Origin of the sequence: Streptomyces sparsogenes subsp. cuspidosporus, from assembly GCF_039532705.1 — a bacterium.
Lineage (GTDB): Bacteria > Actinomycetota > Actinomycetes > Streptomycetales > Streptomycetaceae > Streptomyces > Streptomyces sparsogenes.
Genome location: NZ_BAAASD010000040.1, coordinates 1 through 16572 on the forward strand (window position 1 = coordinate 1; position 16572 = coordinate 16572).

General features: G+C 75.0%; 8 protein-coding genes. 3 read left to right on the plus strand and 5 right to left on the minus strand.

Going from position 1 to position 16572, the window contains the following annotated elements; all coding sequences use genetic code 11:
* From ABFY07_RS33200 to ABFY07_RS33220, 5 genes are all read right to left on the minus strand, one after another.
* Nucleotides 1-2279 (minus strand): bifunctional glycosyltransferase/CDP-glycerol:glycerophosphate glycerophosphotransferase (locus tag ABFY07_RS33200; protein ID WP_346178049.1); only part of this gene is annotated, 2279 nt, incomplete at its 3' end.
* A gap of 260 nt (nt 2280-2539) precedes the next feature.
* On the minus strand, nt 2540-3421 hold the full coding sequence (locus ABFY07_RS33205) for a carbohydrate ABC transporter permease (protein WP_346178050.1): 882 nt from the start codon (nt 3419-3421) through the stop codon (nt 2540-2542).
* A complete protein-coding gene (locus tag ABFY07_RS33210; protein WP_346178051.1) occupies nt 3418-4779 on the minus strand; it encodes a carbohydrate ABC transporter permease in 1362 nt (453 codons plus the stop codon). Before ABFY07_RS33210 ends, ABFY07_RS33205 begins: the two co-directional genes overlap by 4 nt.
* Nucleotides 4780-4803: 24 nt before the next feature.
* Nucleotides 4804-6171 (minus strand): ABC transporter substrate-binding protein, encoded by a 1368-nt coding sequence (locus tag ABFY07_RS33215; RefSeq protein ID WP_346178052.1) that lies wholly within the window; start codon nt 6169-6171, stop codon nt 4804-4806.
* A 486-nt stretch (nt 6172-6657) separates the two neighbouring features.
* Nucleotides 6658-11442, minus strand: a complete 4785-nt coding sequence (locus ABFY07_RS33220; protein ID WP_346178053.1) for an FHA domain-containing protein — start codon at nt 11440-11442, stop codon at nt 6658-6660.
* A 522-nt stretch (nt 11443-11964) separates the two neighbouring features.
* Here ABFY07_RS33220 and ABFY07_RS33225 point away from each other — a divergent pair.
* From ABFY07_RS33225 to prfB, 3 genes are all read left to right on the plus strand, one after another.
* Nucleotides 11965-13704 carry a serine/threonine-protein kinase gene (locus ABFY07_RS33225; RefSeq protein WP_346178054.1) on the plus strand — a complete coding sequence of 580 codons (1740 nt, stop codon included), beginning with the start codon at nt 11965-11967 and terminating at the stop codon, nt 13702-13704.
* A 164-nt stretch (nt 13705-13868) separates the two neighbouring features.
* Nucleotides 13869-15173, plus strand: a complete 1305-nt coding sequence (locus ABFY07_RS33230; RefSeq protein WP_346178055.1) for a serine/threonine-protein kinase — start codon at nt 13869-13871, stop codon at nt 15171-15173.
* Between the two features lie 98 nt (nt 15174-15271).
* The gene (gene prfB, locus ABFY07_RS33235) at nt 15272-16384 is read left to right on the plus strand and encodes a peptide chain release factor 2 (protein ID WP_346178056.1); all 1113 of its coding nucleotides are present in this window, start codon (nt 15272-15274) and stop codon (nt 16382-16384) included.
* Nucleotides 16385-16572 lie beyond the last annotated feature (188 nt).

Genomic DNA, 16572 nt, shown 5'->3' on the forward strand with positions numbered 1-16572 from the left:
GCCGCGGCCGGGCGGCGCGCGCTCGGGGCGGGGGCGGGGCGGCGGTCGGCGAGCGGCACGACGGGCGGCAGGGACTCGGAGGGCTCGCCGAGGAAGACCCGCCGCACCACGCGCTCCGCCGCCCGCCCGTCGTCGTGGGGGCAGAAGCGCGCCCGGAAGGCGGCGCGCCGGGCGTCATGGCGCGGATCGCACCAGGCGGAGGTGGCGAAGACCTCGATCAGCTCGTCCTCGGAGCGGGTGACCGGGCCGGGCGGGGCGGCGGTGATGTCGAAGTAGGTGCCGCGGGCGGCCCGGTAGGCGTCCCAGTCGTCGGCGTGGATGACGATGGGGCGGTCCAGATTGGCGTAGTCGAACATGATCGACGAGTAGTCGGTGAGCAGCGCGTCGGCGGCCAGGCACAGCTCCTCGACGCCGGCGTGCCCCGAGACGTCGATCACCCGCCCGCCGGCCGCCTCGCCCGGCAGGCCGTGCGTCCCCTGCGGACCGTGCGCCCCGTGCGTTCCGTCCGGGCCGTGCGTCCCGTCCGGGCCGTAGAAGTAGTGCGGCCGGACCAGGAAGACGAAGCCGGGGCCCAGCGCGCGGGCCACCCGCCCCAGGTCCAGGCGCGGCAGATACCCGCGCTGGTAGTCGCGGTGGGTGGGCGCGTACAGCACGGCCGTGGCGCCCTCCGGCACCCCGAGCCGCTCCCGCACCCGCGCCACGTCCTCGGCGGTGGCCCGCTGGAAGACGTCGTTGCGCGGGAATCCGTACTCGAGCGTGGCGTAGCCCGACGGGTAGACCCGCTCCCACACCAGGGTGGAGTGGCGGTTGGCGGAGAGGCTGAAGTCCCAGTGGTCCACCCGCTCCAGCAGCTCATTGAAATCAATGGAGCGGGCAGCGGCCGGGCGGTCCAGCAGGTCCAGGCCCATGTGCTTGAGCGGGGTGCCGTGGTGGGTCTGGAGATGGATCTGGCCGGGCCGCTTGCGCAGCCGGGGCGTGAAGTTGACGTTGTTGACCAGGTACGCGGCGCGGGCGAGCGCCGTCCAGTACGCGGGCGAGCCCGGGTGCAGCCGGCGCACCCCGGGCGGCAGGGTGTGCGCGTGCTCGCGGGTGGTGATCCAGGCGGTGCGGATGTGCGGCGCGAGCTCGCGGACCTTCGCCTCGATCGCCGCCGGATTGCAGGCGTAGCCCTTGTTCCAGTACGCCGCGAACACGGCGAGCCGCCGGTCGAGGGGGCGCAGCCGCTGCAGCCGGTAGTGCGCCCGCAGCGCCACCGCGCGCAGCCGTACGTACGCGGCCGCCCCGAGCTCCGCCGCGCGCCGCCGCATCCGGTCGGCGCCGCGCAGGAACTGGAAGACCCGGCGCGCCCCGATCCGCAGCAGCAGCCCCCGCCACCAGGCGCGCCCTGGCGGGCTGGTCGCCCCGCCGGGGCGGTAGCGGCGGTGGTGCGCCCCGGCCCGGCGGAAGAACTCGGCGCGCGCCCCGCGCGGCAGCCGCCCGGGTGAGGTGAAGACGGCGGCGAGGTGGTCGAGCATCCGCTGGAACAGCGCGGGCCGCCAGTGGGCCAGGTCCGGGCGGCTGTCCAGGAACCGGAAGACGCGGTCGTACTGGTCGAAGACGTCCAGGTGGCGGCGGCTCGGCGTGCGGAGGATGCCGCCGCGCCGCCGCTGCCGGTAGTGCACGCACACCCGGTCGAGCACGGCGAGCGAGCGGGCGGTCAGCAGCACGGGGTAGGTCCAGGGCGTGTCCTCGTAGTAGCCCGGCGGGAAGGTGAACCCCTCGCGCGCCAGGAAGTCCCGCCGGTACGCCTTGTTCCAGGCCACCATCAGCAACCGCAGCAGCTCGGGCCGGTCGTCCAGCCGGAAGGTCTCCGGCCCGCTCTGGCGCAGCAGCTCCGCCCGTACGTTCCGCACCGCCCGGCCCGTCCAGTACACCCGCGCGTAGTCGAACAGCAGCACCTCCGGCTCCCCGGTGGCCGCCAGCCGCTCGGCGATCGCCCGCAGCGCGCCGGGCGCCAGCGTGTCGTCCCCGTCGAGGAACAGCACATAGTCCCCGGTCGCCCGCCCCAGCCCGGCGTTGCGGGCCGGCCCGAGCCCCACGTTGTCCGTCAGGTGCACCGGCCGCACGCGCGGATCGCGGGCCGCGGCGTCGTCGATGATCGAGCCGCAGGCGTCGGGGGAGCGGTCGTCGACCGCGATCAGCTCGAAGTCGGTGAAGTCCTGCGTGAGTACCGAGCGCAGGCAGTCGTGGAGGTAGGGCTGGACCTGGTACGCGGGCACGATGACGCTGAACCGGGGCAAAGCGCATCCCATCGGTCGAGGCGGCGCGGATGTGGTTTATCAGCATCATCGGACCGTAGGCTCAACGCGGGGAGACGCGTGCCGCGGGGACGCGGAAAGCAACCCGTTCGGCGCAGCGGCGCCGCCCGCCGGCAGGCCCGGGCCGGCTCGGCGCGCCCCGGGCCGAGGTAACGGGTCGCTGTCCAGCCCCCGCACAGCACTGAGCCGGCCGGCCCTCGGCGGGCCGGCCGGCTCAGGGGGTTCGGTTCAGCGAGGTGTGATCACTTCACCGCGCCCGCCATCACCCCCGCGACGAACTGCCGCTGGAAGGCGAAGAACACGGCCAGCGGGATCACCATCGAGATGAAGGCGCCCGGCCCCAGGATGTCGATGTTGTTGCCGAACTGCCGCACCTGCTGCTGCAGGGCCACCGTGATGGGCGGGTTGCCGCTGTCCGCGAAGATCAGCGCGACCAGCATGTCGTTCCACACCCACAGGAACTGGAAGATGCCCAGCGAGGCGATGGCCGGCCCGCCCAGCGGCATGACGACCCGTACGAACAGCCGCAGCTCACCCGCCCCGTCCAGCCGGGCGGCCTCCAGCAGCTCACGCGGGATCTCCGCGAAGAAGTTCCGCAGCAGGAAGATCGCGAAAGGCAGACCGAAGGCGGTGTGGAAGAGCACCACGCCCGTCGTCGTCTGGAAGATCCCGATCTCGCCGAAGAGCTTGGCGACCGGGATCAGCGCGACCTGCACCGGCACCACCAGGAGGCCGACGACCACCAGGAACCACCAGTCGCGGCCGGGGAAGTCCATCCAGGCGAAGGCGTAGCCCGCCAGCGCGCCCAGCACCACCACCAGCACCGTGGCCGGGACGGTGATGGCGAGGGTGGTCCACAGCGAGTCGGTGATCTGCTGGTTCGACAGCAGGTCGTCGTACGCGCCGAAGCTGAGCTGCCCCGGATCGGTGAAGACCTTCCACCAGCCCGAGACGGCCACCTCGGAGGGGTCGCGCAGCGAGGAGAGCAGCAGCCCGATCGTGGGCATCAGCCAGAACAGCCCGATCAGGACGAGGAAGACTTGCAGCGCCCCGCCGCCGGCCCGGGCCGCGATCCGCGCGGCGAGCGACTGCTTGGCTGGTACGACCGTGTCCGCGCTGGTCATCGGCGGCTCTCCCTTCGGATCCGGCGGATGTTGAAGAACATGACGGGCGCCACGAACACCAGCAGGAACACGGCGATCGCGCTGCCGAGACCCTGGTTGACATCGGTCCCGAAGGAGGACTGATACAGCTGGAGGGCCAGCACGTTCGCCTCGTCCTGACTGGCGCCCGGCGCGATGATGTAGACGAGGTCGAAGATCTTCAACACGTTGATCATGAGGGTGACGACCACCACCGACAGCACCGGCGCCAGCAGCGGCACCGTGACCCGGCGGAAGACCTGCCACTCGTTGGCGCCGTCCATCCGCGCCGCCTCCAGCAGCTCGCGCGGCACGCCCGCGAGCCCCGCCGCGATCAGCACCATCGCGAACCCGGCCCAGATCCACACGTACGAGCCGATGATGGCCGGCGTGACCAGCGACGGGCCGAGCCAGTCCACCCCGTTGTACGGCTCGCCGAAGTTCCAGGCGGGCAGGCGCAGCTGGGCGCCCTCCGCCTTGGCCGGGAGGGTGTACGTACCGTCGGCGCGGGACGTGGTCTTGGCGACGACCCTGCCGTCCTTGACCGCCTCGATCCTGACGTCGGCGAGCGCCTTCTCGCCCTTGTCCAGCACGTTGTGCTCACCGCGGTCGCCCCTGGTGAAGTCGAACCAGACGGTGCCGGTGACCTTCCCGGCCTCCGGCTTCGCGGCCTTGGCGTCCTGCGCGCCGCTCACGTCGTCGCGCTTGGCGGCGACCAGCGGCAGCGAGAGGGGGGTGCCCGCCTTCGCCGTCGCCTCGGTGGTGAACGCCCCGCCCGAGGACTCGGTCATCCCGGCGTCGGGCCGGGGATGGGCGCCGGGGAAGGGCGGCGACTCGTTGAACGTGTCGTGCACGCTCACCCAGACGGCGTTCGCCACGCCCCGGTCCGGGTCCGCCTCGTACACCAGGCGGAAGATGATGCCCGCGGCGAGCATCGAGATCGCCATCGGCATGAAGACGATCAGCTTGAAGGCCGTGCCCCAGCGCACGCGCTCGGTGAGCACGGCGAAGATCAGGCCCAGGGCGGTGGCCACGGAGGGGGCGACGATGACCCAGACGATGTTGTTCTTGATCGCCGTCATCGTCGCGTCGTCGCTGAACATCTCGCGGTAGTTGTCCAACCCGACGAACCCGTCGCCCGACGCGTCGAAGAGACTGCGGTAGACGGAGTAGCCGATCGGGTAGACGACGAGCGCGCCGAGCAGCACCAGCGCGGGCAGCAGGAAGATCCCCGCCACCCACAGGCGGGTGCCCGTGATGCTTTTCTTCTTCTTGTCCTTCACTTGCGCAGGCGTTGCGCGGCCAGGTGCTGCCGCGCCGCCCGCTGTCGCGGTCGACATGATGTGGATCTCCCGGTCGCGTCGTCAGTTCCGGTACGCCTTGGCGGCATCGCGTTCCAGCTGGCGTTGAATGCCCTCGACGTCCTTGGGGTTCTTCAGGAAGTCCTGGAGCGCTTTCCACTCGCCCTGGGCCGGCTTGCCGCCGAACGAGGCCGGGGCCTGGTCGGACATGTCGAAGCGGAAGTTGTCACCCGCCGCGATCACCGCCTTGGCGATCTTGCGCAGCGGCTCATTGGGGTAGACGCTCAGGTCAAGCTTTCTGTTCGCCGAGATGAAGCCACCCGCCTGGGCCCAGATGTGGGCGGCGTCGGGCGACGCCAGGAAGGTCAGCAGCGCCTGCGAGGCCTCGCTGTTCTTCAGCGCCACGGCCACGTCGCCGCCGGTGACCACCGGGGCCGTCTTGCCCACGGCCGGGAACGGGAAGACCTTCGCCTCCGAGCCCAGTTGCGCCCCCGCGTCGGAGACGTTGGCCGCGGCGAAGTCCCCCTCGAAGACCATCGCGGCGTCCGGCTCGGCTGCGTTGGAGAAGGCCTTGACGACCGAGTCCGGGAACGCCGTCTGCAGTGCGCCGGACCTGCCCCCCGCGAGCAGCCCCTTGGCGCCCCACAGCTCGGCCAGCGTGGTGAGCGCCTGCTTCACCGAGGGGTCGGTCCACTTGATCTTGTGCTGGGCGAGCAGGTCGTACTTCTCCGGACCCGCCTGGGAGAGATAGACGTTCTCGAACCAGTCGGTGAGCGTCCAGCCGTCCGCGCCGCCGACGGAGACCGGCTCGGTGCCGGAGTCGGAGATCAGCTGCGCCTGGGCGAGGAACTCCTTCCAGGTCTTCGCCTCCTTCGCCCCCGCGTATGCGAACGCGGAGGTGTTGTACCAGATCAGCGACTTGTTGCTGACCTTGAAATAGACGCCGTACTGCTTGCCCTTGTACGAGCCGAGCTCCTGCCAGCCCTTCGAGAAGTTCTTGGCCAGCTCGGCCTTGGTGGCGTCATTGACCGGCTTGGCCCAGCCCTTCTGCGCGAACTCGCGCAACACGCCGACCTGGCCCACCAGCGCCACATCGGGCGGCTGGCCGCCCGCCATCTTCGAGCCGACGAAGCCTGCCATGTCGTCGCCGCTCGGCACGAACGACACCTTGGCGCCGGTGCGCTTCTCGAACTCGGCCAGCACTTTGGTGAAGTTCTTCTGCTCGGTGCCCGTCCACACGGCCGTGACCTGCAGCTGCTTGCCCTTGAGGTTGGGCAGCTTGACGGTCACGGGCGGTGGGCTGCCGCTGTCCGCCTCCCCGCTGTCGGTGCCGCAGCCCGCGGCGGTGAGCATCAGCGCCCCCGCCGAACAGAGGGCCAGCGCGGCTCGTGCCGAACGCTTGCCGCGCTTCCTGCGAAGCGATGTGAGCATCCCCGTTGTCCTCCCAAATCGGCCGTCCCCGCGGCCGTGTCCCGTGCCGACAGTCCTACGCCCGGTCACGGTCCGTCGCAATACCGTTTTCTGCGGTAACTCTCTGATTGTGACCGGCCCGTGATGAACAGTCAGGAAGGAACCGGGCAGGGGTGGTCAGACAGGAGGTTGGGAAGATCGATTCCGAAAATCGGACGGGTCGGAAGGGGCGGGGGCGCGCGGGGGTGGTTGTGGGGCCGGTAGCTGTGCGGGTGCGGGCGGCGGTTCGGTCGGGCTCGGGCGGGCTCGGGCTCGGGCGGGGCAGGGCGCCGGTCGGGCTCGGGCGGGTGGGTGAGCGGGCTCGGGCTCGGTCAGGCTTGGGTGCGGGCGGGCTCGGTTCGGTCAGGCTCGGGCTCGGTCAGGCTTGGGTGCGGGCGGGCTCGGGTGGGCGGGGGCGCGGCGCCGGGTGGGCGCCGCGCCCGCGCGCGTGGCCCGAACCGTAGCGGGTCAGATGAGCGCGGGCGCGGTCGGCGCGCCCGCCGACTGCGCCGCGCGCTGCAGCGCGCTGGCGAGCAGGGCCAGGTCCGTGGGCCCGTTGCCCAGCTCCCGCACCTGGCGGCGGGCCGGCGGGTCGCCCATCCGCTCCCAGTCGACCGCCACGACGGTGGGCCGCTGTGTCGCCGTACGCGGTATCCGCCCGGTCACCCGACCCGCCTGGAACGGCGCCGCCGCGCCGTCCTCGCTCCGCCGGTACACCAACTGCCCGCGGCCGGGGGCGGGCGGGGCGGCGCCCTCCGCCGACCCGGAGCCGCCGCCCTGGCCGCCCTGGCCGGCGGGACCAGCGGGGCCGGTCGGCGCCGGGGACGCCAGAGGGCGGGCCTCCAGGGTGACCCACAGCCCGGCCCGCTCGGCCGCCGCCGTGTCCGCCGTACGCTCCGGGCGGCCGGACGCCGCGATCAGATGCACCCCGAGGCGCGCCCCGTCGCGGGCGACCGCCTCCAGCGCCCGGACGACCGACCCGGCCGCCGGGCGGCCCGGGCTGCCCAGGGCGGGGGCCACCAGCGCGTCGAAGTCGTCGACGAGGACGACGAGCCGCGGCAGCGCGGTCGCCGGGGCCGTCGCGGCCGCCTCCATGTCCTGTCCGCCGGACTGGGCGCACAGCCGCAAGGCGCCGCCCGGGCCGGAGTCGAGATCGCCCGCCCGGCGCGGCGCGACCACCCGCGCGCCGCCGCCCGTACCGCCGGCCGCGCCCATGTCCCCCGCCGGGCCCCCCGGCCCGTCGCCGCCCAGATGCCGCCCAGCGGGGCCGCTGGGGCTGCCGCCCACCTGCCGGGGCGGGGCGTCGCCGGCGCCGGTCCCCGCGCCGGCCGGGTGCCCGCCTTGGCCGCCTTGCCCGCCTTGACCGCGTGCCGGGGCATCGCCCGTGCCGTGGACGCCCAGATGTCCGCCCGGGCTCTGCGCCGGCGCGTCACCCAGGCCCGCGCGGCCCCCGGGCCCGCTGCCCGCGGTCCGGTGCGCGGCGTCGAGTCGGTGGGCCGCCGCGCCGCCGCTCAGGTGTCCGCTCGCGCTCTCGGGCGCGCCACCGCCCCCACTCCCGGCGGACGCGGCGCTCCCGGCGCTCCCCGCGGAGGAAGCGCTCCGGGCAGGCGCGGCACTCCCGGTGGACGCGGCGCTCCGGGCGGGCGGGGGGCTTCCGGCGGGCGCGGCGGGGGCCTGGGCGTGCCAGGTCACGAAGTCCCGCTCGCCCAGCAGCTCCGCGCGGTGCTTGAGCTCAGAGCTGAGCGCCTGGGCGAACTCCCGCATCCGTACCGGGTCGGAGGCCGCCAGATATGTCGAGACCTGCGGCAGGTCCGTACACACCCGCAGCCCCTCGCCGCGCTCCGCGCCACCGCCGTCGACGAGCACGAGCCCGAGGCGGTCCGGGCGCTCGGCCGCCGCGAGCGAGGCGGCGAGCGAGCGCAGCAGCTCCGTCTTGCCGGTGCCGGGGCCGCCGCCGATCAGCAGATGCGGACCCTCGGCCACCAGGTCGACGGCGAGCGGGCCGCGCGGGCCCGCGCCGAGCACGGCCAGGGCCCGGCCTCCCGCCGGGACCTCGTCCGCGGCGGCCGCCCAGCGGGCCAGCAGCGAGGCGGGGGTGGCCCGCGCCAGCCCCAACTCGTCCAGCAGCCGCGAGGCGCGCGGCAGCGGAGCGGCCGCCGGGTGGCCGGAGCCGGGGCCGCCGCCCTCCGCGGCGGAGTCGGCCGGGCGCAGCGGCGCCATCGCCCGCGCGAACCGCTCGGCCCACGGCGCCGACACCGCGTCCACGGTCGCCACCGCGCCCGCGGCCACCTCGTGGCCGCCGCGGCGCACGATCTGCAGCCCCGTGGCCACGTCACCGCTGAGCAGCGCCGCCATCCCGCACGCGGTGAACACCGGGGACGCGGACGAGGCGGCCGCATAGCTCGCCGGCAGCGGTGAAGCGGGCGACGCGGCGGGCGCCTCCACGAGCGAGACGAGGTGGATCCCGGCCGCCGGGCCGGCCAGTGCCAGGGCCGCGAGCGTTTCGCGCAGCGCCGCCGGGCCGGGGTCGCCGTCCACGACCACCACGGTGTACGGGCCGGAGTGGCCCGCCGCGGCGGCGGCCACGGCCGCCGGGGAAGCGGCGGCCCAGCCGGGGCCGGGCCGCCCGTCCTCCAGCCGCCGCACCAGCTCGTTCGTACGGGCCGTGGCCTGCTCCGGGTCGTACGCCAGCAGCAGTCGGCAGTCCTGCCCGCGCAGCGGCTGGAGGTGGGGCAGCCAGCCGAGCCAGGACCACTCGGCGAGCCGGTCCGCGACGGGGCGCCGGGGGTCCGTGCTGACCAGGATGATCTCCAGCGCGGCGGGTGAGTGCAGCGCCGCGAGCTGCGCCACGACGGAGCGGGCGAGCCCGGCCAGGCGGGCGCGCGGGCCCGCCAGCCCCAGCGAGCCGGCCTCCCGCAGATCGACGGTCACGGGTGCGGCGGGCAGCAGCCCGCCGCCCGCGGCGGGCCGGTCGGCGGACCCCAGGCGCACGGTCAGCGCGTCCGGGTGTCCCTGGCCACGCTCCCACAGGCGGGGGCCCGGGCCGAGCGCGGTCATCAGGACGGCGGCGGGGTCGGGCCACCGCTGCTGCAGCGCGGCGGCCTCGGCGGCCGCCTGCGCCGCGACGCCCCCGGCCCCGTCGCCGCCGGTCTCCTCCCGCTCACCCGCGCCCAGCCCCGAAGCGAGCCGCCGCGCCCAGGCCCCTATCCCACCCCGCCGCCGCACCTGCGCCCCAGCAACGTCATAACCACTCGGCCGCGCCCTCCCCGCAGCGCGCCCGCCGGGCACCCCGGGACGACCTGCGCCCTGCCCGCCGGTCGGCCCCGCGCGCCAGGTGTCAGCCGCCCCGCCTGCGGCGGGCCCACCGACTGCTCCGGGGTGCCGGCCGGTGGCCTGCTCGTGGGGCGCCTCCGAGCGCCAGGTGTCTGCCGTGCCTGCGGCTTGCCCACCGGCTGCTCCAGGGTGCGTCCGGCCAGTGGCCTGCCCGCCGGGCGCGCCCGCGTGCCCGGCGCCTGCTGCGCGTCCGTCGGGTGCTTCGGCGTGCCAGGCGTCCTGGGGGCCGTGGCTTGGCATGTGCGCAGGGCGTGCAGAGGGCGCGCCCGCGTGCCCGGCACCTGTCGTGCCGCCTGCCGTGCGTCCGCCGGGCGCTTCGGCGTGCCAGGCGTCCTGGGGATCGTGGCTTGCCGGGCGGGCGGGCGATGCGGGGCCACCCGCTGAGTGCCCGCCGGGCGCGCCCGTGGGGCCCGCCGGCTGTCCATGCGGCGCTGTCGTGGGGGTGGGGCTTGTGGCTGGGTGGGGCGGGTCTTCGGGGCGGTCGCGGCCTGGTGTGGTTCGGGGCCGGGCCGTCGGGCCTTCCGCGACGGCCCAGGGGCCCTGGCCCATCCCGGCGGCGCCGCCGTAATGGGTCGGGTTCTCGTCCGTCCCCGGCGGAACGCGGTCGTCCGCGGCCGGACCGCCGGCCGGCGGGCGGTGGGCGGTGTGGCTGGGGCCGTGGCTGTCCGGGGACGCCTGCCGCCCGTGGGCGCTCCGGTCGTGGGGCGGCCACCCGGCCGCGTCGTCCGGCGCGGCGGGGGCGCGGACGCCGCCTCCGGCGCTCGGGTCGTGGGCGGTGGGCTGAGCGGGGACGCCGTGCGGCGGGGGCCATGGGGCGCGGGGGGCCGTGGCGGGGGCCTGGGCCGGCGCCCCTGGGGCCTCTGGCACGCTCCCGCCGGCCACGGGCGCCGCGCCCGCGAGTGGCTGGCGGCCGCCGGGGAGCCAGTCGCCCTGGCCCGTGGTCGTCCGGCCCGGGATCGTGGGGCCGGTGGTCAGGGAGCCCGGGGGCGTGGAGCCGGTGGCCGGGGAGCCCGGGGTCGTCCGGCCCGTGGGCGCGTCCGACGCGTGGGGTTGGGCGGCGGCGACGCGCAGGTGGCCCTCGCCGTCCGGGTGGGCCGGGAGGTGGTCGGGTGGGGTGGGGGAGGGGGCGCGCAGGCGCAGGGCGGATTCACCGATGCGCAGCAGCGCGCCCGCGGGCAGGGGGACGGCGTGGGGGCCTACGGGGGCGCCGTCGACCGCCGTGCCGTTCGTCGAGCCGAGGTCGGCGATGGTGACCCGGCCGTCGTCGGCGACGGTCACCGCGCAGTGCAGCCGGGAGACGTCGGGGTCGTCGAGGGGCACGTCCGCGTCGGCGGAGCGGCCGATGCGGACCTGGCCGCCGTGCAGCAGGTGGACGCCGCCCGCGTCGGGCCCCGCGACCACGTCGAGCCGGACGGTCGCGTCCGCCGCGGCGGCCTCCGGCAGACCCCCCGGATGACCCGGACTGTCCGGGTGGCCCGCAGACCCCGGGTGGCCCGGACTGCCCGGGTGGCCCGCGGGCCCCGGGCGGCCCTCAGACCCCGGGTGACCCGCGGACCCCGGGTAGCCGGGGTAGCCCGGGTAACCGGGGTGACTGGGGTAGCGGTCGGGGTCGGCCGGCGCGTTGAGCCCGAGGACCGCGCCGTCCACCAGGGGCGGCTCGCCGAGCGCGCAGCGCTGCGCGTCGAGCCGCTCGGCCCCCGCGTAGAGCACCGCGGCGCCGCTGCCGCCGCCCGTGTCGCAGCCCGCGGCGGCGAGGGCGTCTGCCAGGCCGCTGGTCACCGAAGCGAGGGCCGTGCCGACGGGGGCGGTCACGAGCACGTCCACGGCGCGCGGTCCGGCGTGAGCGTGGCCGGGCGCGGGCTGGCCCGGACGGCCTGGGTGGGCGCTGCGCGGCCCGAGGACGGTCAGCCGAATCTGCATAGCCGTCAACGGTCCCTTCTGTCCGAGGGGCCGGGCAGGGGCGCCGTTCCCCCCACCGCCCCCAGGCGCGTCGGCACGTACAAGCTCCGTACGGATGTACGGGCACGGCACGCGGCTCCCCCCGGCTCCCACCGCTTCCGTGCTGCGTGCATCCTCGCACCTGCCGCCCACATCCCGCCCGGCGACCGCCGCTTCATGATCTTGATTGGTCGGCTGACTGGCCGAAACTGGTTGATTACGACCGGCTGGCGAGTGCTTCTGCCTTCCCGCGGCGCCGGATCGTTCCGGCCCTGGCAACCATCTGTCCGGATCGTGCGTCTTCCCCGCATGCCACGCCCGCGGCGGCTCGTACGGAGATCAGTACGGCATCTCCCCCGCCCCCACTACAGTGGGGCGGACGCGAGCGATGCCGACGACACGGAACCGGACCACACCGAACCGGCTCAGACGGAACCGGACGAGAGACGGAACCGTCCGTCGGCATGACGCAGGCAACAGGACCACGACCAGGGAGCGCATGACGTGCGGCCGGTAGGCAGCAAGTACCTGCTCGAGGAGCCGCTCGGACGCGGAGCCACGGGCACCGTCTGGCGAGCCCGCCAGCGGGAGGCGGCGGGCTCGGAGGCCGCCGTGGCCGGACAGCCCGGCGAGACCGTCGCGATCAAGGTCCTCAAGGAGGAGCTCGCGAACGACGCGGAGATCGTCATGCGCTTCCTGCGCGAGCGCTCCGTGCTGCTCCGGCTCACCCACCCCAACATCGTCCGCACCCGTGACCTGGTCGTCGAGGGCGATCTCCTCGCCCTGGTCATGGACCTGGTCGACGGCCCGGACCTGCACGACTACGTGCGCCGCAACGGCCCGTTCACGCCCGTGGCCGCCGCCCTGCTGATGGCCCAGGTCGCCGACGCGCTGGCCGCCAGCCACGCCGACGGCATCGTGCACCGCGACCTCAAGCCCGCCAACGTGCTGCTGGCCGGCACGGGCGAGGGCCAGGAGATGCACCCGATGCTGACCGACTTCGGCATCGCGCGCCTCGCGGACTCGCCCGGCCTCACCCGCACCCACGAGTTCGTCGGCACACCCGCCTACGTCGCGCCGGAGTCGGCCGAAGGCCGCCCGCAGACCTCGGCGGTGGACGTCTACGGCGCCGGGATCATGCTCTACGAGCTGGTCACCGGCCGTCCGCCGTTCGCCGGCAACACCGCGCTGGAGGTGCTGCACCGGCACCTGAGCGAGGAGCCGCGCCGCCCCACCACCGTGCCCGAGCCGCTGTGGACGGTCATAGAGCGCTGCCTGCGCAAGAGCCCCGAGGAGCGGCCCAGCGCCGAGAACCTGGCCCGCGCGCTGCGCGTGGTCGCCGCCGGCGTCGGGGTGCACGCCACGCCCGCGCAGGCCGAGGCCGCGCTCGGCGTCGGCGCGCTGCTCGCCCCTGACCCGGCGCCCGCCCCGGTGCCGGACAGCGAGCCGGCGGGCGCCGCCGACCCGACCCAGGTGCTCCCCTCGGGCGCGTGGGGAGCCCCCGCGTACGACCCCGCGGCCGCCACCAGCGTGCTGCCCCAGACCGGCACCCCCGGCGGCGGGCCGAACGCCGACCCCACCCAGGTGCTGCCCGCGGGCTCCGGCCCGGCCGGCGGCGCCGACCCGACCCGCGCGATGCCGCCCGTGCCCCCCGGCGGCCAGGGCCCGGGCGACGAGGAGCCGCACCCCTGGCAGAGCCAGCTGCGCGCCGCGCGGGACCGCAACGACCAGACGCAGGTCCAGTACCTCGACCCGAGCGAGGACCCGCTGCGCCGCCGCCCGCAGCGCCGCCCGGCCCCCCAGCAGCCGCAGCGCCCGCAACCGCAGCAGTACCAGCAGCCGCAGCAGTACCAGCCGCAGCCGCAGCAGCCGCCGCGTGGCCGGCAGCAGCGCCGCCAGCAGCAGCCGCCGTACGTCCAGCAACCCCAGGGGTACGCCCCGGCGCCCCATCACCCCCAGCAGCCGCAGCCCCAGCGCTACGCGCCGCCACCGCCCCCGCAGCCGCAGCAGCCCGAGCCGCGCCAGCCCCGGCAGCGCAGCTCCAGCCCGATGAAGATCCCCGGCATGGGGTGCCTCAAGGGCTGTCTGTTCGTGATCGTGATCCTGATCGTGGGTTCCTGGCTGATCTGGGAGCTGACCCCGCTCAAGGACTGGGTCGCCGAGGGCAAGGGCTACTGGGACGCGATCACCGGCTGGATCTCCGACGTGAAGGGCTGGATCGACGGCCTCAGCGGCTCCAAGTGATCCACGGGCGGCTCGAGCCGCCCCGCGACCAAGGGGATTTGTCGACATCCGAAGGGTGTTTTCCGTGCAGAAGTGACAGTTGGCGCTGTCCAAGGCCCCCAACGCGCCGGTAGCCGCGTAGCTTTGTCGCCAACGTGGCCCCTGTCGGAGGAGTCGAAGCAGTCTTGTCACGGAAGATCGGCAGCCGGTACACCGCCAACCAGGTCCTGGGCCGCGGCAGTGCCGGCACGGTGTGGCTGGGCGAGGGCCCCGAGGGCCCGGTCGCCATCAAGCTCCTGCACGAGGAACTCTCCTCCGACCAGGAGCTCGTGGGCCGTTTCGTACAGGAGCGCACCGCGCTGCTGAGCCTGAACCACCCCCGGGTGGTCGGCGTGCGCGACCTGGTCGTCGACGGCAACGACCTCGCGCTGGTCATGGACCTGGTGCGGGGCACGGACCTGCGCACCCGGCTCGACCACGAGCGGCGGCTGGCCCCCGAGGCCGCCGTCGCCATCGCCGCGGACATCGCCGACGCCCTGGCCGCGGCCCACGCGGCCGGGATCGTGCACCGCGACGTCAAGCCGGAGAACGTCCTGCTGGACATGCAGGGCCCGCTGGGGCCCGGCGGCTCCCACCCGGCCCTGCTCACCGACTTCGGCGTGGCCCGCCTCGTGGACGCGCCGCGCCGGGCGCGCCCGCAGAGCACCGCCCAGGGGCGCGTCCAGAACCCGCGCAGCGTCATCGGCACCCCGGACTACCTCGCCCCCGAGATCGTCGAGGGGCTGCCGCCGCGGGCGAGCGTCGACGTCTACGCCCTCGCCACGGTCCTCTACGAGCTGCTGGCGGGCTTCACGCCCTTCGGCGGCGGCCACCCCGGCGCGATCCTGCGCCGCCATGTGACGGAGACCGTCGCGCCGCTGCCCGGCATCCCCGACGAGCTGTGGCAGCTGCTGCTCCAGTGCCTCGCCAAGGCGCCCGCCTCCCGGCTGCGCGCCTCCGAGCTGGCGGCGCGGCTGCGCGAGCTGCTGCCGTCCCTGGCCGGCTACCCGCCGCTGGACATCGACGAGCCCGACGAGCCGGGGAACGAGCCGGAGGGCCGGTACGACGAGGCGCCGGCGCCGCACCGCGCCCCGGCCGCCGAGGAGCCGCCGCGGCGCCGCGGCGCGGTGCCGCTGGTCCCCGGGGCGGTGCCCGACTCCAGCCGGGAGACGCACACCAGCATGCGGGTGCCCAGCGCGGACGAGCTGGCCGGAGGCCCGCACGGCACGGCGCGTGCCCCCCGGGTCGCCGGCCAGCGCCGCGCCGGCTCGGCCCGCAACCGCCCGGTCTCCCCGGCGGTGCGCCGCCGCCGGGTCAGGCTGGCCGTGGTCACGGGCGCGCTGCTGGCGGCGGTGGGCATCGGCGGCTGGCTCGCGTCGGGGGGCGACGACGACGGCGAGCCGTCGAAGGGCGGCACGCACTCGGCGCCCACGGACTCCCGCGCGCCCTGAGGCCCGGCCACCGCCGGGGACAGCACCGCCTGCCCGGCCGGGCAGGCGGTCTTCCGCCCGTGCGCCCGGTCGCCCGTCCGGCCGGTTACGCTGGTCCCGTGGCAGTCGTCGATGTATCCGAAGAGCTGAAGTCCCTCTCCTCGACCATGGGGTCGATCGAGGCCGTCCTGGACCTCGACAAGATGAGGGCCGACATCGCCGTGCTCGAGGAGCAGGCGGCGGCCCCCTCCCTCTGGGACGACCCGGAGAGCGCGCAGAAGATCACCAGCAAGCTGTCCTACCTCCAGGGCCAGCTCCGCAAGGCGGAGGAGCTCCGCGGTCGCATCGACGACCTCGAAGTGCTCTTCGAGCTCGCGGACGCCGAGGACGACGCCGACGCGCGCGCCGAGGCCTTCACCGAGCTGGAGTCGGTGCGCAAGGCGGTCGAGGAGATGGAGGTGCGCACCCTCCTCTCCGGCGAGTACGACGCCCGCGAGGCGCTCGTCAACATCCGGGCCGAGGCCGGCGGCGTGGACGCCGCGGACTTCGCCGAGCAGCTGCAGCGGATGTATCTGCGCTGGGCCGAGCGCCACGGCTACAAGACCGAGGTCTACGAGACCTCGTACGCGGAGGAGGCCGGCATCAAGTCGACCACCTTCGCCGTCCAGGCCCCGTACGCGTACGGCACCCTCTCCGTCGAGCAGGGCACCCACCGCCTGGTGCGGATCTCGCCGTTCGACAACCAGGGCCGCCGCCAGACGTCCTTCGCGGGCGTCGAGGTGCTGCCGGTCGTCGAGCAGACCGACCACATCGAGATCGACGAGTCCGAGCTGCGCGTGGACGTCTACCGCTCCTCGGGCCCCGGCGGGCAGGGCGTCAACACCACCGACTCCGCGGTGCGCTTGACGCACATCCCGACCGGCATCGTGGTCTCCTGCCAGAACGAGCGCTCGCAGATCCAGAACAAGGCCACCGCGATGAACGTCCTCCAGGCCAAGCTGCTCGAGCGGCGCCGCCAGGAGGAGCAGGCCAAGATGGACGCGCTCAAGGGCGACGGCGGCAACTCCTGGGGCAACCAGATGCGTTCGTACGTCCTCCACCCGTACCAGATGGTCAAGGACCTGCGGACGGACTACGAGGTCGGCAACCCCCAGGCGGTGCTCGACGGCGAGCTGGACGGCTTCTTGGAGGCGGGCATCCGCTGGCGCAAGCAGCAGGAGCAGCAGAGCTAGGCCTCTCCCAGCCGCTTCGCCCGGGCTTGTCCCGGGCTTCGCCCACGGTCTGACGACCAGTTGGTCACAGTCCTGTACCCATGCATCCGCCAACCACCTCCATAGCGGACATCTCGCGCGCAACGGCCTTGACGGTCATATGAAAAGTCGGGAAGCTGACGCGCGGCATGCGTATGACTGGGGCGCGT